This is a genomic window from Candidatus Aminicenantes bacterium, assembly GCA_026393795.1.
Lineage (GTDB): Bacteria > Acidobacteriota > Aminicenantia > UBA2199 > UBA2199 > UBA2199.
In genome coordinates this window covers 1-15190 of record JAPKZL010000058.1, presented here as the reverse complement: position 1 = coordinate 15190, position 15190 = coordinate 1, and the positions used below count along the sequence as shown (strand labels likewise).

Genomic DNA, 15190 nt, shown 5'->3' with positions numbered 1-15190 from the left:
TCATCTGAAATGTCAATAGTCTGACGGCAGCACAAATCATCCGTCTATCCTGACGGATCTGATTTGTCCCGTAGGGTCAGCACAAATCATCCGCCGACTTTAGGGATGAAGAAGTGAAGACGTTCGGTGTTGGGAGTTCGGAGTAAAGATCAAGAACATAAAAAAGATGAAGATGCGAAAAAGCTGTGTTAATTTTTTGTGATTTTTAAAAGCCTTAGCAAAAAGGTTTTTTACTGATAAAAATAGATCTTCAGGGTGAAGTTCAGGATGCGGCCGCCGGGGTTGTGGCCCTGGTTCTGCACCATCAGGCGCCCGAAGGGCTTGGCCGTGATAGTGAAGCTGCGGAAGGGCGGGAAGCGGAAATGGGCGGCCGTTGTTTCGCCGGCAACGACCATGACGCGCACCTCGGCCAAACGGTAGTCTGGGATGGAAAAGGTGAAGCGGTATTCGCCGGGCGGGAATTCCCTGGCGAACATCTGCTCGGTGTTGCCCATCTTTTTTGCGCCGAGGAAGACATCGGCCAACGGCGGAAACGAACTGAAATGAACGGTGCCCGGGGCCGCCTCAATCGCTTTTTTCAGATACAGATAGGAAGGGAAGGATATCGCCCAGTTTGCGCCTGGAGCTATCGAGGCAGGTGATTTTTCGCAAGAGCAGGCCGGTGCGTACGAGCTCTACTCCGCCCGCGGCGTCGGCGGCGGCAAAAAATGAGCGGTGCTCGGCCTGCAGCACGATCGTCGAGCCCGGACATACCGCAATGAGGACTGAATTGGCTCCGACGGCGAGGGGAATAGCAGGCCGGGGCGAACCATCGGCCGAGACCCGCAGGGATTGCTTGAAGCGTTTCGTCCAAGCGAGAGAGTCGAAATCGAGTGGTGACAGGAAGTCGAGGCGCAAGCAGCGGATGCGCGAATCGAGAACGGCGATGCGAAGGCCGTCGCCAATGACTGCCCCGGAAGCCTCGGCCGCATGGTCGGTCCCCGAATACAGCCGCTCTGACGGACCAAGTGGTCGCAGCGTCGTCTCCGGATCCCGCCTGCCTCTTCGTCCGGGTAGGAAGTAGAGGCGGCGGCGATCGCCCAGATCGAGGCGCAGCAGAGGCGTCTCCACCATGGCGGGTGCTGCCAAGCTAGCCGTACCACTGCACAACGGTACGCTTTTCCAGGAGAAATACAGTGTCCAGTTACCGGCATCCACGGCAGCGCCGACGGGCAGGTCCGCCGCCAGCGGCGGCCATGACAGGACGAAGCCGCCACGTTTGAGGATCAGGCGCCGGCCCGCCAGATCGTCCGCTGCTAGCGGAATGTCGACAGCCAAGCGGCCAGCGTTGCGGCGCACAATGGGCAGAAGCGTGGTGGACGGCAGAAGCCGCTGTACCGACATGTCGGACAAGAGCTCGGCCAAGGCCAGATGATGCAGTAAATCCGGCGTCGGATCGGGTCGGAAGCGATCGAATAATACGACCGCCCCTGCATGGCTGCGGCGGAAACGGAAGCCCAGGCGGTCGAGCAGCACCACTAACCGCTCTGCGTTCCGCGCCATGGCCAGGTAGCCCTTGGCCAGATGCGGCCAATTTTCCGCCGCAGTCAGATAATCGGGCAGAAATTGGCCGGGCGAGCGGTAGAACTCGGGCTTGATGAAAGAGGAGGCCGACAGGACAGTCTTGCCCGGGGCCAGCGCAGCGCAGAAGCGGCGGGCGAACCAGTATTCGCCGAAGAACAGGAGGGCCGGCGAGCGGTTGAGCAGCTTGACCACTTGCCTGCTGTAGCCATGAAAACGGTGATAGGTCCGCCAATCGGATTCGAAGCGCAAGCCATTCCATGCCAGTATGGCAACGACGACGACGACGCGCGTCCATTTTTTACGCAGGACCGCCCCCAGGCAGAACGGCGCGGCGACGACGAGTAGGGCCAGTGGCGTATAGATGCGGAAATGGGCGGAGAAACGGGCATCATCGGGGGCGACGCCCGAAAGGGCCGACACAAGCACCGCCGCTAGGTAGAGAAGGGGGGGCAGCAAGGCGGCCCGGTGTTTTTTTTTCAGGCCTAGCCAGAGGCAGAGGGCGAAGCCAGCGGCGAACAACGACCAGAAGATCCAGGCAGTTATCTCGGGTTCGATTTGCGCCGGGTGGTACAGGAAATGCCGGCCGATGTTCACCGGGTCGGCGATCCGGGCCAGGATGCCGCCCGACTTGCTCAAGAAGATCGAAGTGGTGTTGATGAAGCCGTTGTAGGCTTCGGCCAGCAGGTGCGGTCCTGCGCCGAGAATGAAGCCTGCCCCGATCGTTCCAGCTGCCTCGGGCGCATCACCGCGGTGGAACCGGGAAAAAATGACGGCGACGAGCAGCAGGGCGGCGAACAGTAATGCCGGCTGGTACTGGAAAAAGAGCAGTCCAGCAGCCGCCCCAGTGCGAAAGAAGGTGCGCCGGTTTTCACAGATGATGCCGTGCATCTGCAGGATGAGGTAAGCCAGCAGGCAGAACACAAGGGCGAATCCGCGGACGGTGACAGTCGCCAGCAACTGCATACTTTCGAACAGCGAGGCGGCGAGCAGAATCCAGACGAGCCAATCACCACCCAGACGTCGCCAGAACAGGGCCAGAAAGAAGACACCGGCGGCGATTAGCAGGATGTTGACCAGTTGTACGGAGGTGTGCAGTTTTCCTGTCAGCTCGGCGGCGGCGACGTATAGGTAGGAGACGGCGACACCCTGATAGAACTGGTTGAAGATATAGACCGGCCGGGCGCCATCGCTGGCAATGCGCCGGGCGACCTCGACCGGCTCCTCGGTGTCGGCATCGAGCATGGCCAGCGGGAACAGTGGCATGAACAGGCGCAGCACCAGAACGGCGAGCACCGCCACCAGGGCCATTCCAGCCGCGCGTCGCCGGTCGCGGAAGTACCGGAGGATTGATGCACGGCACCGCCAGGCCTCAAAAGCCAGAACGAAAAACGCGGCGGTCAGGCAAACGATCCAGGGAAGCAGGCGGGCAAAGGGCCAGGCCGGAAAAGAGGGCGAGAAAAAATTCAGCATCCCGGCTGCAGCCAGCAGATAGAGAGAAATACGGGAGTATGGTTTCATCGTTTTTTTTTATTATACACCGATCCCCGGCGAAAACAATCGTTTGAGGAACTTCGGGCGGTTCCCTCCGTTCTCGGGCTCAGCTAGAATGGAGACTGGAAAGTGCGAAGTAAGAAATATAAAAGATACAACTAGGAAAATCAATTCAGTGGCTAAAATGAAAATCTCTTAAAAATCTGGAAGTAGCCCATGAGCGACTTTTACAAGTGCGCGATCTACGGGAAAATCGTCAAGGTGATTACCATGGGCCAGGGGCAGTTGGTCTGCGGCGGCAACAAGGGGACGGTAGGCTATTTCTATTGGTAAAAAAAGATTTTCAGCGTGAACTCCATGATCCTGCCGCCGGGGTTGTGGCCCTGGTTCTGCACCAGCAGACGCCAGGTGCCGTTGGGGGCGACGTTGTTGAAGTCGTTGATCGTGCCGCTCATCACCGTCGGTACGACGGCCGATTGTTGGCGGTTCCAGATGTTGTACATGGTGTTGGTGTCGCTGCCGATGATGGTTACGATCAGATCTTCCATATGCAAAGGATGTTCGATCACAACCCGGAAATCGATCTTCTCGATCTTGGCCGGAACACCGCTCACCTGCAGCGGGATGTAGGTCGGCAGGATTAGGTCAATGGGCACGGAGGCGGCGTTGTTGAAGGAGAGCGACTGCAGCACGGGTTGCACTACAGTTTTTTTTCTGGTCAGCAGCACGATGGCCATGGCCACAATGGCCGCGCCGCCGGCGATGATCCAGGGCGAGAGCTTCTTTTTCTTTTTGGCCTCGGCCGGGGCGGGTTCGGCCTTTTTTTCAACCACCGGCGGCAGCGCCTCCAGCTGGAAGCTCTCGCGGTTGTCCATGGCCGCCTGGACGATGATCTCCCGGTCCGCAGCATTGAACCCTTTGAGCTCCAGCTTGAGCGAATACTTGCCCTTCAACATTTTCTCCAGCGTCAGCAACGTGCGGCCGGACTTGTTGTTGTTGACCGTCACCTCGGCCCCAGCCGGGACCGAGTCGACGACCAGCCTGCCCAGGAAATTCCTCTGCACGGCGCGGAAGATCTCCACGAATTTCGGCGGGTAGAATTCGGGGTCCAGCTCCTGGTTGGGATTGATCTGGATCAGGTCCTCCAGCTGTTTTTCCGCCTTGGCATTCTCCTGGATGGTGAAATAGGTCAAGGCCAGCGAGGTCATGGTCTGGAAGAGCTCCTGTTTAGTCTGGGCCAGCTCCTTCTTTTCGCCGATCAGGCGCATGGCTTGCTGGTATTTTTCGATGGCCAGCTTGAAATTGCCGTTTTGGTACGCTTCATCCGCCTCCCTGACCAGTTTGGTCGTGTCGTCCGCCCCTTGGGCGGTCTGGGCATTGAGGGCCGGATAAGCGCCTGCAACCAGGGCCAGGACGAACAGAAGAATCGTCAGCGCGGCAGTATTTTTGCTGGTTCTCATTTTTTTTCCTCCTTGCTGAGCTCAAAAAAAATCGAATTCTTGGTGCCGGCGTCGACGCGGATCGTCCTCTCCTGGTTCATATAGCCGCCCTTGGCGATGCGCACCAGGTGTTCGCCGTAGGCGAGCTTGACCGTCTGCGGCGTGTCGCCGTATTCCCGGCTGTCGATGAACACACGGCCGAAAGGCCGGGCAATAATGGTGAAGCTGCGGAAGGGCGGGAAGCGGAAATGGGCGGCCGTTGTTTCGCCGGCAACGACCATGACGCGCACCTCGGCAGAACGGTAGTCTGGGATGGAAAAGGTGAAGCGGTATTCGCCGGGCGGGAATTCCCTGGCGAACATTTGCTCGGTGTTGCCCATCTTTTTTGCGCCGAGGAAGACATCGGCCAACGGCGGAAACGAACTGAAATGAACGGTGCCCGGGGCCGCCGCCTTTTCCGGGGCCTTGCCGGCCGGTTTGCGAAGAGAAATTTCCATTTTGCTTGCCGGTGCGTTGTCCGTCGGCATGGCAACCCGTTCGCCCTGTTTACCGGCTGGCTCCGGTAGCGGTTCCTCCTTGACAATGGTCTTGGGCGCAACGACGGTCATTGTTTCTTTTTTGACCGGGACGGGTGAAGGCCCGGTTTTGTTCAGCCAAATGAAGTAGACGCCGCAGGCCACCGCCGCGCAGAAAACCAGGGCAGCCGCTACCTTCCATGCCGGGCGGCGGCGCGGCCGGATGTCGGCCGTGAGCACCGTTTTTTCGAAATGGGCGTTCGGGAAGGCACCCGCCCCGTCCTCGAGTATGGCCAGGATCTCGGCGGCGTTCTGGAAACGCCGCTCCGGGTCTTTTTCCAGGCAGCGGACGATGATGCGCTGCACGACGGGATCGATGTTCGGGACCAGCTTGGTCAGGGACCTGGCATTTTCGTTGATGTGCTGGTAAAGGATCTGCAGCGGCGAATCGCCCATGAACGGCGGCTCGCCGGCGGCCAGTTCGTACAAGGTGGCGCCCAGAGAATAAATGTCCGAACGCTGGTCGGTCTTCCGGCCCTTGATCTGTTCGGGCGACAGGTAATACGGCGTGCCGACAATCATGCCGGTCTGGGTCAGCGTTTGGCTCGACTCGGCGCGGGCGATGCCGAAATCGGCCAGGTAGACGTTCCGTGTCGCTTTTTCAACGATGATGTTGGCCGGCTTGATGTCGCGGTGGATGATCCCCTTGCGGTGGATGTAGGCCATGGCCTGCGCCACGCCGCTGATGATGCCGGGCAGCTGCGATGCGGCGATCCGCTTCTGGGCCAGCAGGACGTGCTTCAGGCTTTCGCCGCGGATGTACTTCATGGTGATGAAAACCTGCCCCTCCAGGATGCCGGTGTCGTAGACGGGGATGATGTTCTTGTGCTCCAGCTTGGCATACAGCCGTGCCTCGCGCAGGAAGCGCTCGACCGTCTGCGGGTCCTGGCTGTGCTGCGGCAGCAGGATCTTGATGGCCACTTCCCTTTCCAGCATCTTGTCCAGGGCGAGATAGACCTCGGCGAAGCCGCCGATGCCCAGCAAGCGGATGAAATCGTAGCGGTTGGAAAATATTTTCTTCAGCTCGGCGAGCCTTCCCCGTTCAACGGCGGCGCGGCCGCCGCAATGCGGGCAAATCGTCAACCCTTCGGGGATCTCGCCATGACAGGTGTTGCATTCCACGACCGAATTATAGTCCCGCGAAAAATTAAAAACAAGGCGGAAAGGCATGTAGGGGCACGGCGCGCCGTGCCCCTACCTCTGTTTGCGATTTTTCCCCAGCAATGCTACAATCAGGTTTTGAAAAACCTGGAGGTAGCCATGAGTGAATTCTACAAGTGCGCAATATGCGGCAAGATCGTCAAGGTGATCGCCGCGGGCAAGGGAGAACTGGTCTGCTGCGGCCAGCCGATGGATATGCTGACGACCTTCAAGTCGGTCAACGAGGTCCTGGACTTCGCCATCGAAAAGGAAGAGGAGGCGCGCCAGTTCTACTTGGAGTGGTCGAAGAAGCTGGAAAACAAAGCACTGAGCGAGCAGTTCGTCCAGTTCGCCGGCGAGGAGAACAAGCACAAGGAAAAGCTCCAGCGGGTCAAAACGGGCAGCACCTTCAAGCCCGCGGCCAAGCAGGTGACCGACCTGAAGATCGTCGACTACCTGGTCAACATCGTCCCCACCCCGGGCATGGACTACCAGGAGGCGCTGATCGTGGCCATGCGCCGGGAAAAGTCCTCGTTCAAGTTCTACAACGACCTGGCAGCCATGGCCCAGGACGAGGGGCTGCGCGACACCTTCCTGGCCCTGGCCCAGGAAGAGGCCAAGCACAAGCTGCGCCTGGAAACCGAGTACGAAAAAGAGATCTACAGCGAAAACTGAAATGATAGGCTGCGCCCGGCGCCCGATCCGCCTGGCCCGGCGAAGAGGTCTGAAAACATGATCATTGTCCGCGATATCGTCGCCATGCTCGATGCCGAAGTGCTTTCGGGTGAGGACAAGCTCGGCGAGGAAGTGAAGTCGGTCGGCGCCAGTGACATGATCAGCGACATGCTGGCGCTGTCCAAGCCGGGGATGATCATCCTCACCGGCTACACGTACCCGCAGGTCATCCGCACCGCCCTGGTCACCGACCTGCTGGGGCTGATCGTGGTGCGCGGCAAGAACATCGCCCCGGAGACCATCGCCTTTGCCCGCGCCAACAATTTCCTGCTGCTCAGGACCCGCGGCTACCTGTACTCGTCCTGCGGCAAGATCTACGCCTCGGGCTTGCGGGGCAGCGATGACGGAAAATCTTAAGCTCGCCAAGTACGCGGCCATCTTCGAGGGCATCAAGGCCGGCGACATCATGAGCTCCCACGTGGTCGAGATCTCGGGCGAAAAAAAGATCGCCCACGCCAAGGAGCTGATGAAGATCAAGAAGATTTCCGGCATCCCCGTGGTCGACGAGCGCAAGCAGCTGATCGGCATCATCAGCATCGAGGACATCATCCACGCCCTGGAATTCAACATCATCAACGATCCCATCCGCAAGATCATGTCCACCGAAGTCGTCACCATCCACAAGGACGACTCGCTGGTGGCGGTGGTCGACAAGTTCGAGAATTACAAGTACGGGCGCTTCCCGGTGGTCGACGACGAGAAGCACGTTCTGGGCATCATCAGCAAGGAAGACATCATGCACGGCATCCTGGAAAAGTTCAACCTCATCTACCTCCACGACCAGAAACGGACCTCCACCCTGAACAGCGAATTCTCGATCATCACCGGCGAGCGGCTGATCAGCGAGGAGGCCGAGTTCCATTACCCGATCGACAGCAACGACATCGACGCCGCCGGCAGCGGCGCCGCCATGCTCAAGCAGTTCTTGGCCGGCAAGAATTTCCCCAACGACATCGTGCGTCGCGTCGGCGTGGCCACCTACGAGGCCGAGACCAACGTCGTCATCCACAGCCGCGGCCAGGGCGACAGCTATTTTTTCCAGGACGAGGACCGCTTCATCGTGCGCGTGGTGGACAACGGCATCGGTATCGAGGACCTGGAAAAGGCCATGAAGGAGGGCTACTCGACCGCCCCCGACTACATCCGCGAGCGCGGCTTCGGCGCCGGCATGGGCATCGCCAACATGAAGCGCTTCGCCGACAAGCTGGTGATCATCTCGGAAAAGAACGCCGGCACCCAGGTAGAAATGATATTTTACCTCCCCCAGCAGACTTGGCCGATTATCTGAAGTCAGTACTTGGTGTACGGCAAACGGTTGACGGTAGACGGGAAAGAATAAAGAATGAATATAGAATTTCTTCTGTAGGGAACGCAGATCTGCGTTCCCTACCCAAGACAGAATCCCAACAAATGAAACAAAAGCATAGGATTAGATGTTCACTAAATTGAATTCCCCGGGGATTTGTTGGATAATCCCTTACTTAGGAGACAGCATGAAAAAAGCAAAAATATTTCTAGCTTTTCTGGCATTGGTTCTGCCTATCATCGCGCAAGCCTCGGCAGACCCGCTGCAGTACGAGATCTGGGTCACTCTCGATCCGGCCCAGAAAATGCTGCAAGGAAGGGAAACCATCAGCTGGACGAACACCAGCCGCGACGCCGTCCCCGACATCTGGTTCCACCTTTATTGGAACGCCTTTAAAAACGAAAAAAGCGCCCTGATGAGCGAGGCTCTCCACGACGACCCGTCGGGCACGTTCCACGGCGACACCCGGGTCAAGGACGGCGGCTGGGGTTGGATCGACGTGGAAAAATTCAGCCTGGCCGACGGCACCGACCTGACCGGTGCCATGCAGTTCATGACCCCGGACGAGCCCCGGCAGGGCGACGACCAGACCGTCATGCGCGTGCTGCTGCCCAAGCCGCTCCTCCCTGGCGAAACGTTGAAGATGGAACTGGCGTTCAAGGCCAAGGTGCCGAAGACGATCCGCCGCTCGGGCTACTACCACAACGGCTACTTCATCGGCCAGTGGTTCCCCAAGCCCGGCGTCTACCAGGAGGGCAAGGGCTGGAACTGCCACCAGTACCACCTGAACAGCGAATTCTTTGCCGACTTCGCCGGCTTTCGCGTGCACATCACCGTGCCCAGCGAATACGTGGTGGGCGCCGCCGGCAAAGAGACGGCCCGCAGCAGCGACAAAAAACGCGGCACGACCACCGTCACCTACGAGCAGGAGCGCATCCACGATTTTGCCTGGACCGCCGACCCCGATTACCTCAAGATCGTGCGCGACTTCGTCGCCGACCGCGAGGTCAGCGCCCAGGAATACCGCGAGATCGCCTCGACGCTGAGGCTGCCCATCGAGGCGGTCAAGCTGCGCGACGTCAAGATGATCCTGCTGATCAACCCCGAGCACCGCGGCCAGATTGACCGCCATTTCAAGGCGCTGCGCACGGCCCTGAAGTATTACGGCCTCTGGTACGGGGCCTACCCCTACGAACAGGTCACGTTGATCGACCCGCCCTTCCGCAGCGGCAGCGGCGGCATGGAATACCAGACCATCTTCACCGCCGGCACCCAGGTCCTGCCCAGCCCGCAGGCCAACGATCCCGAGATGGTGATCGTTCACGAGTTCGGCCACGGCTACTGGTACGGCCTGTCGGCCAGTAACGAGTTCGAGGAGGCCTGGCTGGACGAGGGCATCAACACCTATTCCACCGGCAAGGTCCTGGCCAAGGCCTACGGCCCCGGCAGCGTCCCCCTGGTCCTGGCCGGCATCCCCCTGACCCGCTACAGCGGCCCGTTCAAGTACGCCGACCTGGAATTGGACCGCATGGCGGCCATCCAGGCTGTCACCTACGATCCGATCGTCACCGTCTCCTGGAAATTCTACGACCCGATGAGCTACGCCATGAACGTCTACATGCGGACGGGGATCAGCCTGGACACACTGGAAAACCTCATCGGCAAGGAGGCCATGCTGCGCGTCATGCGCGCCTTCCACAGCCGCTTCCGCTTCAAGCATCCGACCACCGCCGACTTCATCGCCACGGCCAACGAAGTCAGCGGCCGGGAGCTGAACTGGTTTTTCGATGAACTGTTCTTCGGTACCGCCGAATGGGACTACGCCGTCGACAGCGTCACGTCGAGCGAGATCATGACCAGCCGCGGCGTGTTCGATGAAAAGGGGAAGAAGACCGAGATCACGTCGCGGGCGGCCCGCGAGCTGGACCGCAAGAACAAGAAACCCGTCTACCGCTCGCTGGTGCGGCTGCGGCGCCTCGGCGACGCCCGGCCCGGCCCGGGCGTGCGGATAAAGGTCGTTATCGGTTTCGAAGACGGCTCGCAAAAGACCGAATATTGGGACGGCCAGGGCAGCTGGGCCGAATTCAGCTTTATTGGCGCCAGCAAGGTCAAGTACGCCCAGGTTGACCCCGACAACGTGTTCCTCATCGACCGCGACCTGAGCAACAACAGCTTCATCGTCAAGGCGCGCCTGTCCGGCACCATGCGCTGGACCAGCAAGCTGCTCTTCTGGATACAGAACCTGCTGCAATTCGCCGGCAGCCTGAGCTAAGGAGTGCACCATGGGAAACCTTAAAATAATGATCGCTGGGGTTGGCATCAGCTTCAAAAAGGGCCGCCTGGCCTTCAGGCTGTGGGCCGTCAATCTCCTGTTCTCGCTGTTTGCCGTCGGCCCGTTCTTTTTCCTGATGATGAAACACATGTCCCATTCTTTCTCGGGTGAGCGGATGCTGCACAAGCTCGATATCTTCTGGCTGGGCGATTTCATCTACCGCTACATGAACGTCGCCCCGACGGTTTTCGGTTCCATGCTGCTGGCGATAGCCCTGTACCTTCTCCTGACCGTCTTTCTCAACGGCGGCGTCATCGGCTGCCTGAACCGCCCGGGGGGTAAAACAACGCTGGCCGATTTTTTCCAAGACTGCGGCCTCCATTTCTGGAGCTTGCTGCGGCTGTTCCTCGCTTCCATCCCGGTTTACCTGGTGTTCGTGGGGATCGGCTTTTCCCTGATCAAAGCCCTCCTCGAAATTATCGACCGCCGGGCTCCAACCGAATGGCTGGCCTTGATCGTCAGCAACCTGCGTTTGCTGGCGCTGGTGTTGCTGCTGACGGTCGTGTCCATGTTCTTCGACTACGTCAAGATCGGCTTGGTCGCCAACGGCCGCAAAAAGGTCTGGCAGGAGATCAAGCGGACGGCCCGCTTCCTCGGCCGGCGCTTTTTCAGTGCCTGGAGCCTTTTTCTGCTGGCCGGGCTGGTCCTGGTGGCGCTGATGTTTCTCTACCTGGAGGTCGCGCGCATCCTGCCCAAGGACCGCCCGCTTTGGCTGCTGCTCGTCTTTCTGTGGCAGCAGTTCCATATTCTCTGCCGCCAGTGGAGCAAAGTGCTTTTTTACGCGACCGAGCTCAAGTTTTCCAGGGAGAACATGAAAGAAACTGGGTAGACGGCCGACGGTTGACGGCGTACGGGCAGATAAAGATAATAAAGAAAAGGAATTTCTCCGGCAGAGAGCGAAGGTTTTATATTGCCGATTTAAAAAGAATTCCATATCGTCTTTCTTTGCCGTCCACCGTATACCGTACGCCGTTAACCAAGCTCCTTCACTTTTTGCCTTGATTTTCTGCTGCCCTCATGCTAAATTAAAGCCCTGGGAGGCCCAGTTGAAAAGCAATAGTTTTTTCCTAAAAATAGTGCTGATATTGATTTTTTTCGTCACATTGGGGGGGCAAACCATGGTCATCGACAAGGAGACCCAGGATGAGGTGCGCAGTTTCCTGCTGACGAAATACGGCGAAGCCAGCAAGGCACGCATCGACAAGGGGCTGCAGCAGGTAGCCGCATTCTGGCGCGCCGAGGACGGCAGCGCCGAGGCCTACGCCAAATTCTGCCGTGAAAGTTTCATCGGCAGCCCCGAGCGCCTGCAGGCCTTGTGCAAGCGCCTGGAAAGGATTTTCGAGGTCCTGTACGGGCACCTGAACCAGGTCAGCCTGGAGCTGAAAAAGCCCCTGCAGCTCGACTGGGGTGAAATTTCCCCCAGCGACGAACGCTTCGGCCAGTTCGACCCTTTCGCCCACCTGAGCGAGGACATGTTCGCCGGCAAGATCGCCTTCGAGGTCCTGCTCAATTTCCCCAGCTACACCCTGGCGGAAAAGACCGAGCTGGGGCCCAGCTGGAGCCGCCAGGACTGGGCCTACGCCCGTTGCGGCGACCTGTTCCTGTCGCGCCTCCCGGCCCGCTTGAACCAGAAAGCGGCCGTTGCCATCAGCGAAGCCGAAACCTACATCGCCGAATACAACATCTTCATGGGCAGCCTGGTCGACAACCACCAGAAAACCCTTTTCCCGGAAAACCTGAAGCTGATCAGCCACTGGGGGCTGCGCGACCGGATCAAGGCCCTCTACGCCGACCGTAAGGGATTGGCCGGGCAGGAGATGATCTACGAAGTGCTCAAGCGCATTGTCCAGCAGGACATCCCCCAGCCGATGGTCAACCGCGGCGAGTTTCGTTGGAACCCGTTCAGCAACAAGGTTTTCAAGGATAACAAGGAGATCGGCTGGACTCCCGAACCCGACTCCCGCTATCTGCACCTGTTGGACATCTTCAAGGCCCTGAAAGACTTCGACCCCTTTTTCCCCAGTTTGCCAAGTTACGCGCAGAGAAAATTCGAACTGGAACGGGAGCTGCCGGCCGTCACCGTGGAAACGCTTTTCGCCGAGGTGTTGACCTCGGCCCCGGTGAAGGCGGTCGCCGCCCTGGTCCAGAAGCGCCTGGGCCGGAAACTGCAGCCGTTCGACATCTGGTACGACGGCTTCAAGGCCCGGGGCCGGATCGCCGAAAGCGAGCTGGACCGGCGGGTGAGCCAGAAATATCCCGATTTCAAGGCCTTTGAAAAGGACATGCGCAACATCCTGCAGCAGCTGGGATTCACGGCCAAGAGCGCCGATTTCCTGGCCAGCCGCATCGTGGTCGACCCGGCCCGCGGCGCCGGCCACGCCTGGGGGCCGCTGATGAAGGGGGAAAAGTCGCGCCTGCGCACGCGCGTCCCCGCCGGGGGCATGAATTACCAGGGCTTCCAGGTGGCCATGCACGAGCTGGGCCACTGCGTCGAGCAGACCCTGAGCCTGCAAAAAGTCGATTCTTACCTGATGGCCGGTGTGCCCAACACGGCGATCAGCGAGGCCTTCGCCTTCATTTTCCAGAACCGCGACCTGGAGGTCCTGGGCCTGAAGAACGAGGACCGGCACGCCGAGCAGCTCAAGGCCCTGGATACCTTGTGGATGACCTACGAGATCATGGGCGTGGCGTTGGTTGACATGAAGGTCTGGGAGTGGCTGTACCAGAAGCCCGACGCCACCCCGGCCGCCCTGCGTAAATCGGTGCTGGCCATCGCCCGCGACGTATGGAACCAATACTACGCCGACCTCTTCGGCGTCCGCGACCAGGTCATCCTGGCCAGCTACTCGCACATGATCGACGCCGCCCTGTACCTGCCCGACTATCCACTCGGGCACCTGGTCGAGTTCCAGCTGGAAGGATTCCTGGCCGGCAAGTCCCTGGGCGCGGAAATGGAGCGCATGTGCCAGGCCGGGCGCCTGATTCCTCAGCTGTGGCTGAAGAACGCCGTGGGCGAAGAGCTTTCAACCGCGCCGCTGCTGGCGGCGGCAGAGGAAGCGCTGAAAATCATTAAAAAATAAATTCCACAATGGGTAAGGGCGACCCGGCAGCACAAATCATTCACCAACTTTGGCGAATTTGATTTGTCTACCATCACTATGTTTTCAGTAATTTCCCCCATATGCTGAAAACATCTAGTGATGGTATACTTTCACTAAATGATTTCAACAATTTAATGACTGGTTGAAATCATAGTGAGAGTATGTCACCGAAGGTGGCCGGTCGCCCCTACTCTGTTTTATTCTAACATCTTTAAAAAATTTGCCAACAACTTAATCCCAAACTCTCCCGACTTTTCCGGATGGAACTGCACACCAAACAGGGGGAATTGCCGGTGAGCGATCGCCTCGACCTGATTGGCGGCGTTCACGGCCAGGAGATTGAAATTCGCCGACAGGGCCCGGTCGTCGGCCACGATCTCCTCGTGGCTTTCGGCCATTTTGAAAACCCGGGGGAAATCGAGGAAGATCCCCTCCGAGCGGATCAGGAGGAGCTCTTCGTTTCCCAGGTGCGCCTGCGCGCCCTTTTTAACGCAGGCGCCGAAGGCTGCGGCCAAAGCCTGATGGCCGTAGCAAATGCCCAGCAGCGGACGGCGCATCGCCGCCAAAAAACGGCGCAACCCGGGTTCAACCTCGCCGGCGGCCACCATCTTCTGCGACCCGGAAACAATCGTCACGGCCGGCTCGGAACCGGACGGGAAGGGATCCCGATCGGCAAAGACCGCGATCTCCAGCGCCATTCCGGCCGCTTCCGCCCCGGCGTGCAGCCAGTCCCGGTAAGCTTCAAATTTCTTTTCGGCCTCCTCCCGGTAGCAGTTGATGAACAGGAGCTTTTGTTTCATGCGGGCATTTTAAATTTTTTCCTCCTGTTTTTCAACAGAACCCCGACCTTGTCGCCGCTATTATGTAGCAAAACGGGACAACCGCTGTTTCAAAACGGGACATTTTAAGTTGGCCGGCCGCAATTTATAATCAGCGCATTCATGTGAAAAGCCTTTCCCATTAATGGTTTCCGTTTGGTCCTGTTATTTTGGCAAGCCACTTGCTTGGCAAGGGCATATCTATGGAGAGAGGAGAGGCAGTGAGAAACAAGAACATCACCGACGACATCTTCCGCTACGTGGTTCAATTACCCGAAGACAGAATCGCCGACCTGACCATCAAAAAACTGGCCGAGCGCTTCCAGCTCAGCCGCTGCCACATTTCGCGCACCTTCCACAACGAGCGCAAGATGACCCTGGCTACTTTCATCAAGCGCCAGAAGCTGCTGCGCGCCGAGCGCCAGCTGCTGCGCGACCACACCCTGCGCCGGGCGTAGACCCGCCGCGGGGAATCGCGCATGCTGTACACCCACGCCGTGCCGGAGCCATCTACTCCCGCTCGAGGCCGAGGATCTCCTCCATCATGCGGGCGTTGAGCACGGCCTGGCCGGCGTGGCAGTTGTTGAAGAAGACGTACACGGCGTCGGTGATGTCCGCCATCTTCTTCACCTTCGGGGTCCACTCGGCCAACTCTTCCTTCTTGTTCAGGTAATTATACCGTTCTTTGCC

14 protein-coding genes are annotated in these 15190 nt (G+C 59.0%); 8 read left to right on the top strand and 6 right to left on the bottom strand.

The window, feature by feature from the left end; translation table 11 throughout:
* Positions 1 to 230: 230 nt before the first annotated feature.
* Positions 231 to 524: a hypothetical protein gene (locus NTW95_02720; GenBank protein ID MCX6556334.1), complete on the bottom strand. Its 294-nt coding sequence runs from the start codon at positions 522 to 524 to the stop codon at positions 231 to 233.
* 40 nt (positions 525 to 564) lie between these two features.
* A complete protein-coding gene (locus NTW95_02715) occupies positions 565 to 3081 on the bottom strand; it encodes a hypothetical protein (GenBank protein MCX6556333.1) in 2517 nt (838 codons plus the stop codon).
* Between the two features lie 189 nt (positions 3082 to 3270).
* On the opposite strand from NTW95_02715, the gene NTW95_02710 reads away from it, so the two are divergent.
* The gene (locus NTW95_02710; protein ID MCX6556332.1) at positions 3271 to 3387 is read left to right on the top strand and encodes a desulfoferrodoxin FeS4 iron-binding domain-containing protein; all 117 of its coding nucleotides are present in this window, start codon (positions 3271 to 3273) and stop codon (positions 3385 to 3387) included.
* Here the strand turns inward: NTW95_02710 and NTW95_02705 are convergent.
* Together NTW95_02705 and NTW95_02700 are read right to left on the bottom strand one after the other, a co-directional pair.
* Entirely contained in the window at positions 3378 to 4514 is a 1137-nt protein-coding gene (locus NTW95_02705; GenBank protein MCX6556331.1) for a PEGA domain-containing protein, read from the bottom strand. The two genes, NTW95_02710 and NTW95_02705, sit on opposite strands and share 10 nt — an antisense overlap.
* On the bottom strand, positions 4511 to 6190 hold the full coding sequence (locus NTW95_02700; GenBank protein MCX6556330.1) for a serine/threonine protein kinase: 1680 nt from the start codon (positions 6188 to 6190) through the stop codon (positions 4511 to 4513). Before NTW95_02700 ends, NTW95_02705 begins: the two co-directional genes overlap by 4 nt.
* A gap of 138 nt (positions 6191 to 6328) precedes the next feature.
* On the opposite strand from NTW95_02700, the gene NTW95_02695 reads away from it, so the two are divergent.
* The 6 genes from NTW95_02695 to NTW95_02670 all read left to right on the top strand — a co-directional run bounded on the left by NTW95_02695 (position 6329) and on the right by NTW95_02670 (position 13661).
* Complete coding sequence (locus NTW95_02695) at positions 6329 to 6883, top strand: desulfoferrodoxin FeS4 iron-binding domain-containing protein (GenBank protein MCX6556329.1); 555 nt, start codon at positions 6329 to 6331, stop codon at positions 6881 to 6883.
* Between the two features lie 57 nt (positions 6884 to 6940).
* Positions 6941 to 7300: a DRTGG domain-containing protein gene (locus NTW95_02690; GenBank protein ID MCX6556328.1), complete on the top strand. Its 360-nt coding sequence runs from the start codon at positions 6941 to 6943 to the stop codon at positions 7298 to 7300.
* Positions 7284 to 8231: a CBS domain-containing protein gene (locus NTW95_02685; GenBank protein ID MCX6556327.1), complete on the top strand. Its 948-nt coding sequence runs from the start codon at positions 7284 to 7286 to the stop codon at positions 8229 to 8231. The genes NTW95_02690 and NTW95_02685 overlap by 17 nt, the downstream gene beginning before the upstream one ends.
* 205 nt (positions 8232 to 8436) lie before the next feature.
* Positions 8437 to 10521, top strand: a complete 2085-nt coding sequence (locus tag NTW95_02680; GenBank protein ID MCX6556326.1) for a M1 family metallopeptidase — start codon at positions 8437 to 8439, stop codon at positions 10519 to 10521.
* A gap of 10 nt (positions 10522 to 10531) precedes the next feature.
* Positions 10532 to 11410: a hypothetical protein gene (locus NTW95_02675; protein ID MCX6556325.1), complete on the top strand. Its 879-nt coding sequence runs from the start codon at positions 10532 to 10534 to the stop codon at positions 11408 to 11410.
* A 217-nt stretch (positions 11411 to 11627) separates the two neighbouring features.
* Positions 11628 to 13661, top strand: a complete 2034-nt coding sequence (locus tag NTW95_02670) for a hypothetical protein (GenBank protein MCX6556324.1) — start codon at positions 11628 to 11630, stop codon at positions 13659 to 13661.
* Positions 13662 to 13879: 218 nt separating this feature from the next.
* On the opposite strand, the gene NTW95_02665 is transcribed toward NTW95_02670, so the two are convergent.
* The gene (locus NTW95_02665) at positions 13880 to 14482 is read right to left on the bottom strand and encodes a gamma-glutamyl-gamma-aminobutyrate hydrolase family protein (GenBank protein MCX6556323.1); all 603 of its coding nucleotides are present in this window, start codon (positions 14480 to 14482) and stop codon (positions 13880 to 13882) included.
* A 239-nt stretch (positions 14483 to 14721) separates the two neighbouring features.
* On the opposite strand from NTW95_02665, the gene NTW95_02660 reads away from it, so the two are divergent.
* Positions 14722 to 14958 carry a hypothetical protein gene (locus tag NTW95_02660; protein ID MCX6556322.1) on the top strand — a complete coding sequence of 79 codons (237 nt, stop codon included), beginning with the start codon at positions 14722 to 14724 and terminating at the stop codon, positions 14956 to 14958.
* Between the two features lie 52 nt (positions 14959 to 15010).
* Here NTW95_02660 and NTW95_02655 read toward each other — a convergent pair.
* Positions 15011 to 15190, bottom strand: a 180-nt coding sequence (locus NTW95_02655) for a DUF72 domain-containing protein (protein ID MCX6556321.1), incomplete at its 5' end; no start/stop codon positions are given.

Excerpts from the sequence above, each read along its gene's own strand:
- NTW95_02685 (MCX6556327.1), top strand. The coding sequence starts at position 7,284 with ATGACGGAAAATCTTAAGCTCGCCAAGTACGCGGCCATCTTCGAGGGC.
- NTW95_02675 (MCX6556325.1), top strand. The coding sequence starts at position 10,532 with ATGGGAAACCTTAAAATAATGATCGCTGGGGTTGGCATCAGCTTCAAA.
- NTW95_02715 (MCX6556333.1), bottom strand. The coding sequence starts at position 3,081 with ATGAAACCATACTCCCGTATTTCTCTCTATCTGCTGGCTGCAGCCGGG.
- NTW95_02690 (MCX6556328.1), top strand. The coding sequence starts at position 6,941 with ATGATCATTGTCCGCGATATCGTCGCCATGCTCGATGCCGAAGTGCTT.
- NTW95_02680 (MCX6556326.1), top strand. The coding sequence starts at position 8,437 with ATGAAAAAAGCAAAAATATTTCTAGCTTTTCTGGCATTGGTTCTGCCT.
- NTW95_02665 (MCX6556323.1), bottom strand. The coding sequence starts at position 14,482 with ATGAAACAAAAGCTCCTGTTCATCAACTGCTACCGGGAGGAGGCCGAA.
- NTW95_02710 (MCX6556332.1), top strand. The coding sequence starts at position 3,271 with ATGAGCGACTTTTACAAGTGCGCGATCTACGGGAAAATCGTCAAGGTG.
- NTW95_02705 (MCX6556331.1), bottom strand. The coding sequence starts at position 4,514 with ATGAGAACCAGCAAAAATACTGCCGCGCTGACGATTCTTCTGTTCGTC.
- NTW95_02695 (MCX6556329.1), top strand. The coding sequence starts at position 6,329 with ATGAGTGAATTCTACAAGTGCGCAATATGCGGCAAGATCGTCAAGGTG.